Genomic DNA, 17395 nt, shown 5'->3' with positions numbered 1-17395 from the left:
AAAAGAACGCAATGAAACACTATCTGCAATTCCAGGACTTCAGCGCCGACGAATACGAATACCTGCTCAAGCGCGCCGCGCTGATCAAGCAGAAGTTCAAGGGCTATGTGACCCACCACACGCTGGCCGACCGCACCCTGGCCATGATCTTCGAGAAAGCCAGCACCCGCACGCGCGTGAGCTTTGAAGCCGGTATGTACCAGCTGGGCGGCTCGGTGGTCCACCTGACCACCGGCGACAGCCAGCTGGGCCGTGCCGAGCCGATCGAGGACAGCGCCCGCGTGATCAGCCGCATGACCGACCTGGTGATGATCCGCACGTTCGGGCAGGACAAGATCGAGCGCTTTGCGGCACATTCGCGCGTGCCGGTCATCAACGGTCTGACCAACGAGTTCCACCCCTGCCAGATCCTGGCCGACATCTTCACCTTCATCGAGCACCGCGGCTCCATACAGGGCAAGACGGTTGCCTGGGTGGGTGATGGCAACAACATGGCCAACACCTGGCTGCAGGCGGCCAACCTGCTGGGCTTCAAGGTCCATGTCAGCACGCCCAGCGGCTATGGCATCGATGAACTGCTGGCCTTCAGCGGCCGCCCCTACGACAAAGGCTGCTACCAGCTGTTCAGCGATCCACAAGAGGCCTGCAAGGGCGCCGACCTGGTCACCACCGATGTGTGGACCAGCATGGGCTATGAAGAGGAAAACGAAAAGCGCAAGAAGGCCTTTGCCGACTGGTGCGTGGACCTCGACATGATGGCCGTCGCCAAGAAGGACGCCCTCTTCATGCACTGCCTGCCCGCCCACCGCGGCGAAGAAGTGCAGGCCGAGGTCATCGACGGCCCGCAGTCCGTCGTCTGGGACGAGGCCGAGAACCGCATGCATGTGCAAAAGGCTTTGATGGAGTACCTGCTCATCGGCAAGCAAGGCTAGGCGGCGCTAACACAACCCTTGATACTTCGTTGCCGCGTCTTGTCGTACTAAAGTACTGCCTGCGACTCGGCGCCTCGTCTCAAGGGCCGTGTTAACGCCTTTCGCTGCCACCAATCCAGCGGCTGTTCATCGGCTGGCTGAGCCGCCCCGGCCCCTCCAGATGCAGCAATGCCCCGAACCTTCCGGTATCGGGGCATTGTTATTTCAGCGCCTGCTCGGCAGATCAGGCAGCGGGTGCCGTCGTGCGGATCAGGTGGTCAAACGCGCTCAGCGCGGCAGTCGCGCCGGCACCTGCGGCAATCACGATCTGCTTGTACGGCACATTGGTGCAGTCACCGGCAGCGAACACTCCGGGCAGGTTGGTGTGGCCCTTCGCATCGATCTCGATCTCGCCAAACGGAGTCAGCTGCACGGTGCCCTTGAGCCAGCCGGTGTTGGGCAGCAGACCGATCTGCACAAAGATGCCTTCCAGCGCGACGGTCTTGGTCTCGTCGTTCGTGCGGTCCTTGTAGGTCAGGCCCGTCACCTTCTTGCCGTCACCGTTCACTTCGGTGGTCTGCGCATTCAGGATGACCGTCACGTTCGGCAGGCTGCGCAGCTTGCGCTGCAGCACGGCGTCGGCCTTCAGCTCGGAGGCAAACTCCAGCAAGGTCACGTGCTTGACCACGCCAGCCAGGTCAATGGCCGCCTCAAGACCCGAGTTGCCACCACCGATCACCGCCACGGGCTTGCCCTTGAAGAGCGGGCCATCGCAGTGCGGGCAGTAGGTCACACCCTTGGTGCGGTAGGTGTCTTCGCCGGGCACATTCATGTTGCGCCAGCGCGCGCCGGTCGACAGGATCACCGTGCGGGCCTTGAGCTTGGCACCCGATTCGGTCTCGATCTCGATCAGGCCACCCGCTTGCGCCGCTGGCGTCAAGGACTTGGCGGTCTGCAGGTTCATGATGTCGACCTCGTAGTCGCGGATATGGCTCTCCATCGCGGCCGCAAACTTGGGGCCATCGGTCTTGCTGACGGAGACGAAGTTCTCGATATCGACGGTATCGAGCACCTGGCCGCCCAGGCGCTCGGCCGCAATGCCGGTGCGGATGCCCTTGCGCGCCGCATAGATCGCAGCGGCTGCGCCAGCAGGACCACCACCGACGATCAGCACATCAAAGGCCTCCTTGGCCGAAATCTTTTGCGCTTCGCGGGCTGCGGCGCCGGTATCCACCTTGGCGACAATCTCAGCCAGCTCCATGCGGCCCTGGCCAAAACGCTGGCCATTGACGAACACGGTAGGCACACCCATGATTTCGCGTTCTTGCACTTCCTTCTGGAACAGGCCGCCATCGATCGCGGTGTGCGTGATCTTGGGGTTGAGCACGGACATCAGGTTCAGCGCCTGCACCACGTCCGGGCAGTTGTGGCAGGACAGCGAGTAGAAGGTCTCGAAGTGCAGCGGCGTGTCGATGTTCTTGACCTGCTCGAGCAGCTCTGCCGATTCCTTCGACGGGTGCCCACCCACCTGCAGCAGGGCCAGCACCAGCGAGGTGAACTCATGGCCCAGCGGCACGCCAGCGAAACGCACGCCGACATCGGTGCCGGGGTTGGTGATCAAGAACGAGGGCTTGCGCACATCGGCCGCGCTGTCCTCGACCACCGAAATCTTGTCATTCAGCGCCTTGATATCGGCCAGCAGCTGACGCACTTCATTCGACTTTTCACCGTCGTCCAGGGTCGCCACCAGCTCGACGGGCTTGGTCAAGCGCTCCAGGTAGGCTTTCAGTTGGGCTTTCATGGTGTTGTCGAGCATGGGACTTCCTTCAAACTTCTTGTGCCCAGCCTCGTGGGCTTGCAGCACTTTTCAAAAAAACAAAGCCCGGGCGCCAGGCACCCGGGCGTCTACTACGTTGGAATGGCAGCAGTTAAGAAAGGTTGATGCTGGGCTTAGATCTTGCCGACCAGGTCCAGCGAAGGAGCCAGGGTCTTTTCGCCTTCTTGCCACTTGGCAGGGCAGACTTCACCGGGGTGCGAAGCCACGTACTGGGCAGCCTTGATCTTGCGCAGCAGGTCTTCTGCATTGCGGCCAATGCCTTCAGCGGTGATTTCCATCGCCTGAATCACGCCTTCTGGATCCACGATGAAGGTGGCACGGTCTGCCAGGCCCTGGCCTTCGCGCAGGCAGTCAAAGTTCTGGCTGATCTGCCAGGTAGGGTCACCCAGCATGGTGTACTTGATCTTGGCGATGGTGTCCGAGGTGTCGTGCCATGCCTTGTGCACGAAGTGGGTGTCGGTCGACACGGAATAAACTTCCACGCCCAGCTTTTGCAGTTCTGCGTAGTGGTCAGCCACGTCGCCCAGTTCGGTCGGGCACACGAAGGTGAAGTCAGCAGGGTAGAAGAAGAACACAGCCCACTTGCCCAGGACGTCTTTTTCGGTCACTTCGATGAACTTGCCATCCTTGAAGGCTTGCGTCGTGAAAGGCTTGATCTTGCTGTTGAGTACGGACATGGTTGTTTCCTTCTGTTGAGTAAAAACGATTGACAGGAGTCAGTGTAGAAACTTCTTAATAATTGATCAACTCAATTAAAATAATCATTTCAATTTAAACAAACTATTATCTAAATGCTGACCCAAGGCAGATTGTTATATGCGGGCTGAATCAGATATTGCAAGTCTGAGCCCGCCCTGCGCCTTTATTGCTGCAAACTTATCACAGCGCCATGACAGCGCAGTTGCGCTGCAGCAAGCCGCATCATGCAAGCAAGGGCGCTGCGGCGTCAAATGAGAACACGACTCAGCCTTACACGCAGCCAGAGCAAAAGCACGGGGATAAGCGCTGCCCGGTTTGGTTGCTTGACCTTTCGCAAGGACAATAGTCCCAATCCCCGTCATTCACACAAGAGAAGGAGCCCACCATGAAAGGCGATCCCAAGGCCATCGGTTTTCTGCAGGCGCAGCTGAAGAACGAACTCACCGCCATCAACCAGTACTTTCTGCACTACCGCATGTACAAGCACTGGGGCCTGGACAAGCTGGCCAAGAAGGAATACGAGGAATCCATTGGTGAGATGAAGCATGCGGACTGGCTGATGGACCGCATCTTCATGCTCGATGGACTGCCCAACCTGCAGGATCTGGGCAAGCTGCAGATCGGTGAAGACGTGCCCGAAGCGCTGGCCTGCGACCTGCGTCTGGAGCAAGCAGCACAGGCGACCATTAAGGACGGCATCGCCCACTGCGAAAGCGTGCGCGACTATGTTTCGCGCGATCTGCTGCAAAAGATCCTGGACGACACCGAAGAGCACATCGATTTTCTGGAAACCCAGCTGGACCTGGTGGACAAGGTCGGCATCCAGAATTACCTGCAGTCCATCATGGGCGAGGTCGAATAAACGACGACGCCAGCAACTCCCTCTCAAAAAGGACCTTCGGGTCCTTTTTTTGTTGTATCCGCCGCACAAACCTGCCTCGATAGAAGGTTAAACAATAATCATTCACAACTTCAATTACACTGCGCCTTCATCTTTCTTCGCACGCCAGCATCGTTTGTTCACCGGTGCCAGCCAGCGCTCCGGGTCACCCCCTCACTGCCATGCTGCGTGCCTGCCCATCCCTTCGCCTTGCGGTCCACCAGGCCGCAGCGGCTTGCGTTGGATGCCCTTGCATCTACCGCGCAGCCTACCCGCATCACAGTGGTCGGACCCGGTCAAGCCCTCGTGCCGTCCTCGTCGGCGCCCCTGTTTTTCCGCGTTCAACACCCGCTCACCATGTCTGACACCCTGATCTCCGCAGCCGCGCCGCGTGCGCTGCATACCGCATTGCACACGGCCCTGTGGGCCGCCCTGGCCTGCTGGGGCAGCAACGCGCTGGCGCAAACTGACCAGCCCGCGCCGGCAGCCGCTGCGGAAACCACGTTGGCGCCCATTACCGTGCAGGGCGCCACAGAGGCCGAAACAGCCACCGGCCCGGTCAAGGGCTTTGTTGCCAAACGTGCCATCTCCGCCACCAAGACCGATACCCCGCTGATCGAGACCCCGCAGGCCATCAGCGTCGTGACCCGCGACCAGATCGACGCCCAGGGTGTGACAACGCTGCGCGAAACCACGCGCTACGCGGCGGGCATCAACTCCAGCTATTTCGACAACCGGGTCGACAGCTTCAAGGCCCGGGGCGGCGATGTCAGCCAGTACCAGGATGGGCTGCTGCGCACTTACGGCACCTACAACAACATCAAGGTCGAGCCCTACACCTTGGAGCGGGTTGAGTTTCTGCGTGGCCCTTCGTCGGTGCTCTATGGCCAGGGCAGCGTGGGCGGCGTGCTCAACCTGACCAGCAAGCGCCCGCTGGACCAGCCCCAGCGCGAAGTGCAGCTGCAGCTGGGCAGCCATAGCCGCAAGCAGATTGCCAGCGACATCACCGGCCCCATCGACGAAGACGGCCGCTGGCTCTACCGCCTGGTGGCCGTGGGCCGGGACAGCAACACCCAGGTCGACCATGTCAAGGACGACCGCCTGGTGATTGCACCGTCCCTGACTTTCAAGCCCTTTGCCGGTACCTCGCTGACCCTGCAGGCCATGTACCACAAGGACAAGAGCGGCTCGATCACCCAGTTCTTCCCCTGGCAGGGCACGCGCCTGCCCGGCCCCTACGGCCAGATTCCCACCAACACTTTCATCAGCGAGCCGAACTTTGACAAGTACGACTCCGAGAACAAGTCCTTCGGCTACCTGTTCAGCCACCAGTTGAACGACCACTGGACCTTGCGCCAGAACCTGCGCCGCACCACCAGCGAGGTGGACTACCGCACGCTCTACACCAGCTTTGCCGCCAACGCCGCCACCGGCCGCCCGGCCCGCCCGGTGTTCGATGCCGATGGCCGCACCGTGCAGCGCGATGCCGTCTGGCAGATCAACGGCGGCCGCATGCTGCTGGTCGATACCCAACTGGAAGGCAAGCTGCAGACTGGCGATGTGCAGCACACCGTGCTGGCCGGCATGGACTGGCAGCGCAATACCACAAGCCAGGCGAGCTGGCGCGCGCTGGGCACACCGCTCGATGTCTACAACCCCGTCTACGGCTCGTTCACGCCGCCCACGGCATCGCAGTTGGTGCAGGCGCCCAATGTCTCGCAGCGCCAGCTCGGTTTTTACCTGCAGGACCAGCTGCGCTGGGGCGACTGGACGGCCACGGCCGGCCTGCGCCGCGACCATGCCAAGACAGAGACCGAAGGCCGGCCCGCAGCCGCTGCCGATGATTCGGCCTGGACCAAGCGCGTCGGCCTGACCTACCAGGCCGGTGGCGGCTGGGCGCCTTACGTCAGCTATACCGAGTCCTTCCAGCCGCTGGGCGGCGTGGACTTTTACGGCACGCCCTACAAGCCGCAGCGTGGCAAGCAGGTGGAGGCGGGGGTGAAATGGATCCCCGAAGGCAAGGGCATCTCCGGCTATGCGGCCGTCTACAGCCTGCGTGAGCAAAACCGCAAGACCAATGACCCGGCCAACCCGCTCAACAGCCTGCAGCTGGGCGAGGTCAAAACCCAGGGCTTTGAAGCCGAGATGACCGCCAGCCTGGCCAAAAGCTGGGACTGGACCGTCGCCTATGCCTATACCGACGCCAAGATCAGCCGCAGCAATGCGGGCGACCAGGGCCAGCGCGTGGCCGCCGTCTCTCGCCACATGGCATCGAGCTGGCTGATGCACCGCTTTGCCAGCCAGGGGCGCGGCGGCTGGAGCGTCGGCGCCGGCATGCGCTACACCGGCTCGCAGTGGTCGGGCACCAGCGCCATCGACACGCCCTCGTCGCTGCTGACCGATGCCATGGTGGCCTACGACAGCGGTGACTGGCGTCTGGCCTTCCATGCCAACAACCTCACCGACAAGGTCGTGATCACGCAGTGCCTGTCACGCGGGGATTGCTTCTACGGCGAGCGCCGCAACTTTCTGCTGACCGCGACCTACCGCTACTGATCGCCACCGGTCAGCTCGGATCGCGGGCTGCGGAATGCCCGCCAGAGAGCGGAAAAAAAGGCTGCGGTGACCACCGCAGCCTTTTGCCTTGTGGGCCCGCCGAAAAATCAGGCAGCCACCGGCTCCGTGGTCGCCAGAAAATCCTGCCCGATACGGCCACCCAGCGCATGCACCCGCTCCAGAAAGCGCACCAGGAAGGCATGCAGGCCGGTGGCCAGCAGCTCATCGATGCGGCCGTATTGCAGCTCGGCCAGCAGCAGACCGGCCTGGCGCTGGGTTTCGGCCGAATGGTCGTTGGCAACGGCCTCCAGAATCTGCACCACCTCGTACATGCTGGCATGCAGCGAGCGCGGCATGTCGCGCCGCAGGATCAGCATCTCGGCCACGCGCTCGGGCGTGATCACATTGCGGTAGACCTTGCGGTAGACCTCAAAGGCCGAGACGCTGCGCAAGATCGCGCTCCAGTGGTAGAAGTCCGACGGCTGGCCGCCTTTGCCCGGCTGGTAGGAGCCATGGTAGTCATTCTTGACCGCATGGAAGCGCACATCCAGCAGGCGGGCGGTGTTGTCGGCCCGCTCGATGAAGGTGCCCAGGCGCAGGAACAGAAACGCATCGTCCTGCAGCATCGTGCCCGACACGACGCCGCGCGACAGGTGCGAGCGCAGCTTCACCCATTCGAAAAACTTGGCCGGGTCGTTCTCGAACTTCTTGGCCTTGAACAAGCGGTTCACATCGAGCCAGGTCGCGTTCAGGGTCTCCCAGGCTTCGGTGGTCAGCGCGCCGCGCACGGCACGCGCATTCTCGCGCGCGGCCAGCAGGCAGCTGTAGATCGACGAGGTGTTGGTCTCGTCGCGCACCATGAAGTGCAGCACCCCATCGAGGGTGATCTCGTCATGGCGCTCATAGTAGGCAGGCAGCAGCTCGCTGATGGACAGCACGCTTTGCCAGGCCTTGGTCGCCGCAGAGACGGTCTGCGGCAGCATCGAGGTCTCGTAGCTCACATTGAGCATGCGGGCAGTGTTTTCCGCCCGCTCGGTGTAGCGGGACATCCAGTAGAGGTGGTCGGCGGTTCGGCTCAACATAGTGACATTCTTTCGCTAGGCAGATGGAGGGTTTTCAATCAGGAAGCTCGGGGAGCTCACTGCTGCATCCCATCCCATTCGCTGTAATCATCCTCCGGGCCACGCAGCACCCAGGTGTCCTTGGTGCCACCGCCTTGCGAGGAGTTGACCACCAGCGAGCCATCCTTGAGCGCCACGCGCGTGAGGCCGCCGGGCACCATCTGCACATCCTTGCCACTGAGCACAAAGGGCCGCAGATCGATATGGCGCGGCGCGATGCCGCTTTCGACATAGGTGGGGCTGCTCGACAGGCTCAAGGTCGGCTGGGCAATATAGCCATTGGGCTTGGCCTTGAGTACGGCGCGGAAGGCCTCGATCTCGGCGCGGGTGGAGGCGGGGCCGATCAGCATGCCGTAGCCGCCAGCGCCATGCACTTCCTTGACCACCAGCTCGTCGAGGTGGTCCAGCACATAGGCCAGGTCATCGGGCTTGCGGCACATCCAGGTCGGCACGTTCTTCAGGATCGCTTCTTCTCCGAGGTAGAAGCGGATCATCGCCGGGACATAGGGGTAGACCGATTTGTCATCGGCCACGCCAGTGCCCACCGCATTGCAGATGGCCACATTGCCCTTGCGGTAGGCGCGCATCAGGCCGGCACAACCCAGGGTGGAATTGGGGCGGAAGACCTGGGGATCGAGAAAGTCGTCATCGACCCGGCGGTAGATCACATCCACGCGCTGCAGGCCCTGTGTGGTGCGCATGTACACGATGTCATCGCGCACCAGCAGGTCCTGGCCTTCGACCAGCTCCACGCCCATCTGCTGGGCGAGGAAGGCATGCTCAAAATAGGCGCTGTTGTACATGCCCGGTGTCAGCACTACCACGGTCGGGTTGTTGGCCGCTTGGTTGGGGGCGCTGGCACGCAAGGTGTCCAGCAGCAGATCCGGGTAATGGGCCACCGGGGCCACTGCGTGGCTGCTGAACAGGCCCGGGAACAGCCGCATCATCATGCGGCGGTTTTCCAGCATGTATGACACGCCGGATGGCACCCGCAGGTTGTCTTCGAGCACATAGTAGGTGCCGCTGCCGTCGGCCTCGGCCGCACGCACGATATCGATGCCTGCGATGTGCGCATAGGTGTCGAGCGGCACATGCACGCCCCGCATCTCGGGCCGGTACTGGCTGTTCTCCAGCACCAGATCGCGCGGAATGATGCCGGCTTTCAGAATTTCCTGGTCATGGTAGACATCATGGATGAAGCGGTTGAGGGCGGCAACGCGCTGCACCAAGCCCTTTTGCATCTGTGACCACTCGTGCGAGGGGATGATGCGCGGGATCAGGTCAAACGGAATCAGGCGTTCGGTGCCCGAGCCATCTTCGTCCTTTTCTCCGTAGACCGCGAAGGTGATCCCCACGCGGCGGAATATCAGCTCGGCCTCCTCCCGCAAGGCCTGCATCTTCTCAAAAGGCTGCTGCTGCAGCCATTTGGCATAGCTTTGGTAGTGCGCTCTTTCGGCACCTGCTGCATAAGGCAGGCCCTGGTACATCTCGTCGAACTTTTGCATCGCAGAATCCCTTTCTGGCACCAGCAGCTTAGCAAGTTTCAGGCCACCCAAAGATAAGTACTAACCTTCATCAAGAATTAGGGGCTGATTTGTTTTGTTTATATCCAATGTCCTACGCGTTGGGCCCAGCTCAGCAGCCTCGTGGCGCCAATAGCGGGGCCGTTTTTGCCGCTCGCATACCAGTGTCTCCGGCTGGTCCGAACGCCAGTATGCGGCACCGCAATGCACGGTGTTGCGCAGCACTATCTGCATCTGCTGGTAACGCTGCCGCACCGCGGCCGCCGGGTGCCTGAAGCGGTTGCGGTAGCCCGTCTGCGCCACCACCCAGCGCGGCCGCACCGCTGCCAACAGCGGCTGCGTGGACGAGGTATTGCTGCCATGGTGCGGTGCCAGCATCAGGTCGGCCCGCAAAGCGGCTGGCGCATCGGCATGGCGCTGTACCAGCGCCCATTCCTGGGCGCGCTCGATATCGCCTGGCAGCAAGGCCGCAGCCGCATGACCGCCACGCGCTGCGGCCTCGATACGCAACACACAGCTCATGGGATTGCCCGAGCTCGGCCTGGGGATGGGGCTGTCGGCAGCACCCAGCTCCTGCTCGCCTGGAAACAGCACGCTGAACTGCACGCCATCCCAGGTCCATGTCTGGCCCGCAGCACAGTCTTGCCAGGGCGCGGCAGCTATGCCCAGGCGCTGGCGCTCATGGGGCAGCAGTGAGCCCAGCACGCCGGCAGGCCGGAGTTGCTCGACCACCGCCTCGGCGCCGCCGGTATGGTCCACATGCCCATGGCTCAGCACCAGCAGATCGAGCCTGCCGCTGTCCAGCCCGCGCACGTCCATCGCCCGCATGGCCGGCACCACCACCCGGTCACCGGCGTTGCTGCCCGGGCCATACAGCGGGCCGGCGTCGTACAGCAGGCTATGCCTGGCCGTCTGCACCACCACCGCCTGCCCCTGGCCCACATCGAGCGCCCACAGTTCAAACTGGCCATGCACCGGCCGCAGCGGTTGCCAGAACAGGGCTGGCAGCAGACAAGGCAGGCCCAGCAGCCGCAGCCGCCAGGGCCAGGGCAGCACCAGCCACACACCGCCCAGCACCGCAGCCAGCGCCGCCCAGCCAGGTGCCGCCGCCAGCCACAGCGCCGCATGGGGCCAGCTGGCCAGCCACTGCAAGACCAGCATCAAGGGCTGCAGCGCCCAGGCCGCCGCCGTCCACAATGGCGGCAGCACCGCCCCCAGCAAGGCCAGCGGCGTGACCACCCAGGTCACCCACGGAATGGCCAGCAGGTTGGCCACAAAGCCCACCACCGACACCTGGCCAAACAGCAGCAGGGACAAGGGCGTGATCGCCAAGGTCACCACCCACTGCTCGCGCAGCAGCTGGGCCGTGGCCGCCAAGGCGCCGCGCAGGCCGCGCTGGGTAATGCCTTGCCCAGAGGCTTCAGGGCTGCGGGCACCAGGCCCCCGGTCCGATGCAAACAAGATACCGACCGCCAGAAAGCTGAGCCAGAACCCCGCCTGCAACAAGGCCATCGGCTGGGCCAGCACCACGCAGACGCAGGCCAGCAACCAGCGCATGTACCAGGGCCACTGCCGGCCGCTCGATGCCAGCGCAGCCACGACGACCAGCATCAGCACCGTGCGCTGTGCCGGAATGCCCCAGCCGCTGAACACCGCATAGAGCGCAGCGCACAGCACGCCACCCCACAGCGCCACATGGGGTGCCGGCAGCCACAGGCACAGCGCCGGGCTGCGCCGCCAGGCAATGCGGATCATCGCCGCCGATACCCAGGCAAACAAGGTGATGTGCAGGCCCGAGATCGCCATCAGATGGGCCACCCCGGTGATGCGGAACACACGCCAGTCCTCGCGGTCAATGGCGCGCTGCTCGCCTGTCACCAGCGCCACGAGCACACCGGCAATGCGTGCCCGCTCTGCCGCCTGCGGCTCGCCCGGCGGCGCCAGCTGCTGCACCATGCCATCGCGCACCGCCTGCCGCAAGCGCTCCACCGCATGGCCTTGCCGCGCTGCCAGCAGCTGTGGCTCCAGCGCCTGCCCGTGCCGCACATAGCCCGTGGCCTGCACCCCTTGCTCCCACATCCACATCTCGTAGTCAAAGCCATGCGGGTTCAGGCTGCCATGGGGAGCGCGCAGACGCACCGGCAACCGCCAGCGCTGCCCCGCCTGCAGCAGCGGCAAGGCCCCCTCAGCCGATGCGGGCTGCTCCATCGCCACGCGTGCAAAGGCGCGGTGGTCGGCGCGGTACCAGGACAGGTCGACCAGCGGCGGCACTGCTACCAGTGCCCCCTCCAGCCAGGCCTGCTCGGTCTTCAGCCGAAAGCGCTGGCCGCCGCTGACCGGCAAAGGCATCGCCACGATGACACCCTCCAGCTGCAGATCGATACCTTCCAGCGCTGGCTGCAACTGCGTTTGTGCTTGGTGGACGGCGCGCATGCCCGCCAGGCCAAACGCCAGCGCGGCGGCTGCCAGGCAGCACAGAGCCCGATCCGGCCACGGCATCGGCCTGCGCCAGCGGCTCAGCAGCAGACTGGCCACGGCCCCCAGCAGTGCCGATGTGGCGTAGTGCCAGCCCAACCCCAGGCTGGCCTGCTGCAGTTGCACCGCCGTACCGGCCAGGATGCCCCACAGCCAGGCGGCCGGCCGCCAGTAGCAGCGCCTGCCCGGCCCTCCACTGCGCGGGTCCGCCGGCTGGGCGGAAGAAGTCTCCATCATCCCCACATGCTAGGCAGCGCTGCCCATCAGCCCGATCCGGACTTGCCCTAAAGTGGGTCGTTGCCCCTCTCAGGCGACACGGGCAACGACGCTCAAGCAGGGCATTTGTGCCACACTGGCGCTTTGCCCCGCCTCCATTGTTGAAAGGATTCCATGAGCGTTTACGACAAACTCCAGGCCCTCGGCATCAGCCTGCCGCCGCTGGCGGTGCCCGCTGCCGCCTACCTGCCCTATGTGCAGACCGGCAACATGGTGTTTTTGAGTGGCCACATTGCCCGCAAGGATGGCAAGCCCTGGGTGGCGCAGTTTGGCCGCAACATCAACACCGAAGAAGGCAAGCTGGCAGCGCGCGCCGTGGCCATCGATCTGCTGGGCACCTTGCAGCATGCCGCCGGCGGCGATCTGAACCGGGTCAAACGCGTGGTCAAGCTGATGAGCCTGGTCAACAGCACCGGTGACTTCACCGAGCAGCACCTGGTCACCAACGGCGCCAGCGAGTTGATCGCGGAGGTGTTTGGCGCTGACAAAGGCGCCCATGCCCGCAGCGCCTTTGGCGTCGCCCAGATTCCGATGGGTGCCTGCGTCGAGATCGAGCTGATCGCCGAACTAGCCTGAGCCGCACACCACGCCATGCGGCGCCCATGCCCTGCGGGTATGGCGCCGCATTGTTTTTGCATGCGTGCTGGGCCGGCGCTGGCTCTAAGATGCCTCTCTTCCTCACCCCAGCAAGGACCAGACCGGCATGTGCATCTACGAACAACTCCAAGCCCTGAACATTGAACTGCCACCGGTGCGCACGCCCGCCGCAGCTTACGCACCCTATGCGCAGACAGGCCAGCTCGTGTTTATCAGCGGTCACACGGCCAGCAAGAACGGCCAGCCCTGGACCGGCAAGCTCGGCAAGACCATGGACACCGCTGAAGGCCAGCAGGCAGCACGCGCGGTCGCCATCGACCTGATGGGTACTTTGCAGGCAGCGGTGGGCGGTGACTTGAACAAGGTCAAGCGCATTGTCAAGCTGATGAGCCTGGTCAACAGCACAGAAGACTTCACCGAGCAACATCTGGTCACCAACGGCGCCAGCGAACTGCTGGCCCAGGTGTTTGGGCCGGACAAGGGAGCCCATGCCCGCAGCGCGTTTGGCGTGGCCCAGGTGCCCCGGGGCGCCTGTGTGGAGATTGAACTCATCGCCGAAGTGGAATAAATCTGTAGATTAATCAATAGATTTTTCGCTAAATCCCTACAACAGCCGCAGCCATGCGGCTTTCTTGTGGGCGCCGTATCATGGCAGTCGCTTAACGCCCCACCCTGCCCGATTGATATTAGCCATGCAAGAGCCCCGCCCCGCCTCCTCCTCCAACAACACCACCCGTGGCAACGGCGGCTTTCAACGGCTGCGCAGCGGATGGCTCGTGGCAACGGCCTGCTCGCTGGTGGCCTGTGCCTCGACCCCGGACGAGGACAGCCAACGCCGCTACCAGGCATCGCCCCAGTATTCGTCCGCTGAAAAGCGCTTTCAAAACCCGCCCAATCCTGCCGCCAAGCCCCATGCCGGCGGCTTCCAGATCTGGTCGCGCTTTCTGTTCGGTGACAAGAGCGGCACCACACCGCTGGACAGCATTCCCGTCAACACCGTCACCCCGGCGCAGCTGCAGGCGCTGCCCGCGGATGCCAACCATGTGATCCGGCTGGGCCACTCGTCGCACCTGCTCAAGCTCCAGGGCAACTACTGGCTGATCGACCCGGTGTTTGGCGAGCGGGTATCGCCGTTCAGCTTTATTGGCCCCAAGCGTTTCCACCCCACACCGCTGCCGTTGCAAGACCTGCCGCCCATTGCCGGCCTGATCCTTTCGCACGACCACTACGACCACCTGGACGAGCCGACGATCAAGTTCCTGCTGGGCAAGGTGGAGCGCTACTTTGTGCCGCTGGCCGTGGGCGCACGCCTGCGCGGTATGGGGGTTGAGCCTGATCGCATTGTCGAGCTGGACTGGTGGCAGCAACAGCAGCACGCCGGCGTGCAAGTGACCGCCACGCCCAGCCAGCATTTCTCAGGCCGCACGTTGAGCGACCGCAACAGCACGCTCTGGGCGTCCTGGGTGCTGCAAACGGGTGGCCAGCGTATCTACTACAGTGGCGATACCGGCTACTTCCCCGGCTTCAAGGCGATTGGCGAGAAGTTCGGCCCCATGGACCTCGCGCTGATGGAAAACGGCGCCTATGACGCCTACTGGCCCTCCGTCCACATGACGCCGGAAGAAACCATCCAGGCCTTTACCGATGTACGCGGCCAGGTGCTGTACAGCGTGCACAACAGCACCTTTGCGCTGGCCATGCACGGCTGGCGTGAACCCATGGACCGGCTCGCAGCACTGGCCCAGCAGCAAGGCATCCAACTGGCCACGCCCGAGATCGGCGAGGTGCTGACCGTGGGCCAGCCGCGCAGCAACAAGCGGTGGTGGGAAGCACTGCGCTAAGCGCCTTCTTCGACTTCAGCACCGCCCGCCCCCGGACTTACTCCACCTCGATCTGGGCGCGCTGCGCCACATCGCGCATCAGCGGCAGCTCGCGCTCCACGCGCGCCTTCAGCGCACTGCCATTGCCCCAGGCAGGGGTCAGGCCAATGCTCTCCAGCTTCTGCTGCGTGGCGGACTGGGCCATCACATCGGCCAAGGCGGCCTCGAGCTTGGCACGCACCGGCTCGGGCAGACCGGCAGGCGCCAAAAAGGCAAACCAGGTGCTCATGTCAAAACCGGGAAAGCCGCTTTCCGCAACCGTCGGTACGTCGGGCAGCAAGGCCAGGCGCTGGGCGCCCAGTGCGGCAATCGGCTTGATCTTGCCGGCCTTGATCAGCGGCGTGGTCGCCACCACGGTGTCCACCGCCAGTTGCACCTGGCCACCCATCAGCGCCGTCAGGCTCGGTGTGCTGCCGTTGAAGGGCACATGCAGCATGCGGATGCCGGTCGCGCTCTTGAGCATCTCGCCGCCAAAATGCACCGATGAGGCCGGGCCAAAGGAGCCGTAGGAAAAGCGGTCCGGCGCCGCCTTCGATTGCGCCACCAGATCCTGCAGCGACGTGGCCTTGACGGCCGGGTTCGCCACCAGCACCAGGCCCATGTCTGCGACCAGGCCCAGCATGCTGAAGCTGCGCATTGGGTCATAGGGCAGCGCCTTGCGCACCACCGGATTCATCGCCAGCGTGGAGCTAGCGCCCAAGAACAAGGTATAGCCATCGGGCGCCGATTTGGCCACCTGGCCACCGGCCACGGCCGTGCCTGCCCCCGGGCGATTCTCCACAAACACCGACTGGCCCAGCTTCTCGCTGAGCTGCGATGCCAGCAGCCGGCCCAGAATGTCCGTGGCGCCACCGGGCGCAAAGGGCACCACCAGCTTGATCGCACGGTCAGGGTAGCCCTGGGCCCACGCAGGGCGCAAGGCCAGGCTGGCAGCGCCTGCGGCCAGGCAGGTCAAAAAGCGGTGACGGGATATCGGCATGGACATGGGATCTACCTTTTTTTGTCGACGAACGGGTGCAGGAACCTCGCAGACCAGCGCTGCAGCAGCGATGGCTCTGCGCCGGTCTGCGCAGGGGAAATGCGGTGGACCAGCAGGGGCGGAGCGCGCGGTTCGCCTAGCCCAGCAAAGGGCTGCGCCGGCGCGCGTGGCCGCTCGCCTGGTCATAGGCATGGCCGATTTGCAGCAGCGCCCGGTCAGCCTGCGTGGGCCCGATGATCTGCAGGCCAGCGGGCAGCCCGTTGGGGCCAAATCCGGCGGGGACGGACAGGGCCGGCAAGCCGGCCATCGTGGCACCCACCACCGTCTGCATCCAGCGGTGGTAGGTGTCCATGCTGCGGCCGCCCACGGCATGGGGCCAGTCCAGTTCGGCCTCGAACGGGAACACCTGCGCAGCGGGCAGCACGACAAAGTCATAGCGCTCGAACAGGCGGCGCAGCACCTCGTACCAGCTGCTGCGCACCTTGGCGGCGGCATAGATGTCCATGGCTGACAGCGCGCGGCCCCGCTCCATTTCCCACAAGGCCTCGGGCTTGAGCAGCGCGCGCTTTTGCGGGTCGTCGTACAGCGCCGCGTTGGCACCGGCCACGCTGAAGCTGCGCAGATCGATCCAGGCGCGCCAGAGCTGCTCCAGGTCAAAGTCGGGCAGCACCTCATCCACTGTGCAACCGATGTCGGCAAAAGCGCCCAGCGCCGCGCGGCAGGTGTCGAGCAGGCCCGGCTCGGTGGGCAGGTGGCCGCCCAGGTCACCCAGCCAGGCGATCTTGCGGCCCCGGAAGTCGCGCTCCAGTCCCTGGCCCCAGTCCTGCGCGCCATCGCTGCGGTGGGTCAAGGGCAGGCGCGCATCAAAACCTGCCTGCACCGACAGCAGCAAGGCCAGATCGGGAATATCGCGCGCCATCGGCCCGGCCACGCTGAACTGCTGGAAAAACACTTCATCGCCCGGGCCATGCGGCACGCAGCCCACCGAGGTGCGCAGGCCGTACACATTGTTGAAGGCAGCTGGCGTGCGCAGCGAGCCCATCATGTCCGAGCCATCGGCCACGGGTAGCATGCGCAGCGCCACGGCCACCGCAGCGCCGCCGCTGCTGCCGCCAGCCGAGCGGCTCTGGTCAAAGGCATTGCGCGTGGTGCCGTAGACCGGGTTGTAGGTATGGCCGCCCAGGCCAAACTCGGGCGAATTGCTGCGCGCCACAAAGAGCGCACCGCCTGCGCGCATGCGCTCGAAAATCACCGCATCGCTGCTGCTGACCTGGCCCTGGAAGATCGGCGAGCCCTTCGTTGTCACCATGCCCGCGGCGGGTGAAATATCCTTGGGTGCCTGCGGAAAGCCGTGCAGCGGCCCCCGGCTTTTGCCCTGGGCCAGTTCGGCATCGAGCTGCGCGGCCTGGGCCAGCAGCGGCTCGCGCGGCATCGGCGCGACCAGCGCGTTCACCGCCGGGTTGAGCCGGTCGATCTGGCCCCAGAAGGCCTGCAGCACCTCGGTGCAGGACAGCGCGCGCCGCTGGATGGCCGCCGACAGCGCCACGGCGCTCAACTCGACGATGCTGTGGTCGGCAGGAACAGGCTGGGATGGCATGGGAGGTATGTCTCTTGGATGTCGTAAAAATCCAGCATAGGCAATGCTGCCCATTTCGACAATC

13 protein-coding genes are annotated in these 17395 nt (G+C 64.1%); 6 read left to right on the top strand and 7 right to left on the bottom strand.

Translation table 11 applies throughout. The annotated features are described in order from the left end of the window. Positions 1–11: 11 nt before the first annotated feature. Positions 12–932 (top strand): ornithine carbamoyltransferase, encoded by a 921-nt coding sequence (argF, locus tag AB7A72_RS21175; RefSeq protein WP_369461074.1) that lies wholly within the window; start codon positions 12–14, stop codon positions 930–932. 223 nt (positions 933–1155) lie between these two features. Here the strand turns inward: argF and ahpF are convergent, their stop codons facing one another. Continuing rightward, complete coding sequence (gene ahpF / locus AB7A72_RS21170; RefSeq protein WP_369461073.1) at positions 1156–2727, bottom strand: alkyl hydroperoxide reductase subunit F; 1572 nt, start codon at positions 2725–2727, stop codon at positions 1156–1158. Between the two features lie 134 nt (positions 2728–2861). Then, positions 2862–3425: an alkyl hydroperoxide reductase subunit C gene (gene ahpC, locus AB7A72_RS21165; RefSeq protein ID WP_239809010.1), complete on the bottom strand. Its 564-nt coding sequence runs from the start codon at positions 3423–3425 to the stop codon at positions 2862–2864. Between the two features lie 407 nt (positions 3426–3832). On the opposite strand from ahpC, the gene bfr reads away from it, so the two are divergent. Together bfr and AB7A72_RS21155 are read left to right on the top strand one after the other, a co-directional pair. Further along, positions 3833–4309: a bacterioferritin gene (gene bfr / locus AB7A72_RS21160; RefSeq protein WP_230774696.1), complete on the top strand. Its 477-nt coding sequence runs from the start codon at positions 3833–3835 to the stop codon at positions 4307–4309. A 375-nt stretch (positions 4310–4684) separates the two neighbouring features. Continuing rightward, complete coding sequence (locus AB7A72_RS21155) at positions 4685–6883, top strand: TonB-dependent siderophore receptor (protein ID WP_312461825.1); 2199 nt, start codon at positions 4685–4687, stop codon at positions 6881–6883. A gap of 107 nt (positions 6884–6990) precedes the next feature. Here the strand turns inward: AB7A72_RS21155 and AB7A72_RS21150 are convergent, their stop codons facing one another. The 3 genes from AB7A72_RS21150 to AB7A72_RS21140 are packed head-to-tail and all read right to left on the bottom strand — an operon-like array spanning position 6991 to position 12236. Next, on the bottom strand, positions 6991–7965 hold the full coding sequence (locus tag AB7A72_RS21150; RefSeq protein WP_369461072.1) for an alpha-E domain-containing protein: 975 nt from the start codon (positions 7963–7965) through the stop codon (positions 6991–6993). A 56-nt stretch (positions 7966–8021) separates the two neighbouring features. Then, a complete protein-coding gene (locus AB7A72_RS21145) occupies positions 8022–9509 on the bottom strand; it encodes a circularly permuted type 2 ATP-grasp protein (protein WP_239809013.1) in 1488 nt (495 codons plus the stop codon). 60 nt (positions 9510–9569) lie between these two features. Next, positions 9570–12236 (bottom strand): DNA internalization-related competence protein ComEC/Rec2, encoded by a 2667-nt coding sequence (locus tag AB7A72_RS21140; protein WP_369461071.1) that lies wholly within the window; start codon positions 12234–12236, stop codon positions 9570–9572. A gap of 156 nt (positions 12237–12392) precedes the next feature. Between AB7A72_RS21140 and AB7A72_RS21135 the strand changes: the two genes are divergently transcribed. From AB7A72_RS21135 to AB7A72_RS21125, 3 genes are all read left to right on the top strand, one after another. Then, complete coding sequence (locus AB7A72_RS21135) at positions 12393–12854, top strand: RidA family protein (protein WP_313332279.1); 462 nt, start codon at positions 12393–12395, stop codon at positions 12852–12854. Positions 12855–12981: 127 nt separating this feature from the next. Further along, entirely contained in the window at positions 12982–13443 is a 462-nt protein-coding gene (locus tag AB7A72_RS21130; RefSeq protein ID WP_312461828.1) for a RidA family protein, read from the top strand. A 124-nt stretch (positions 13444–13567) separates the two neighbouring features. Continuing rightward, a complete protein-coding gene (locus tag AB7A72_RS21125; protein ID WP_369461070.1) occupies positions 13568–14716 on the top strand; it encodes an MBL fold metallo-hydrolase in 1149 nt (382 codons plus the stop codon). Between the two features lie 37 nt (positions 14717–14753). On the opposite strand, the gene AB7A72_RS21120 is transcribed toward AB7A72_RS21125, so the two are convergent. Further along, a complete protein-coding gene (locus AB7A72_RS21120; RefSeq protein ID WP_369461069.1) occupies positions 14754–15734 on the bottom strand; it encodes a Bug family tripartite tricarboxylate transporter substrate binding protein in 981 nt (326 codons plus the stop codon). 136 nt (positions 15735–15870) lie between these two features. Then, complete coding sequence (locus AB7A72_RS21115; RefSeq protein ID WP_369461068.1) at positions 15871–17331, bottom strand: amidase; 1461 nt, start codon at positions 17329–17331, stop codon at positions 15871–15873. Between the last annotated feature and the right edge of the window lie 64 nt (positions 17332–17395).

The sequence above is a fragment of the Comamonas sediminis genome (genome assembly GCF_041107495.1).
GTDB lineage: Bacteria > Pseudomonadota > Gammaproteobacteria > Burkholderiales > Burkholderiaceae_C > Comamonas > Comamonas sediminis.
The sequence above is the reverse complement of the archived record's forward strand: the minus strand, read 5'-3'. Positions and strand labels throughout refer to the sequence as shown.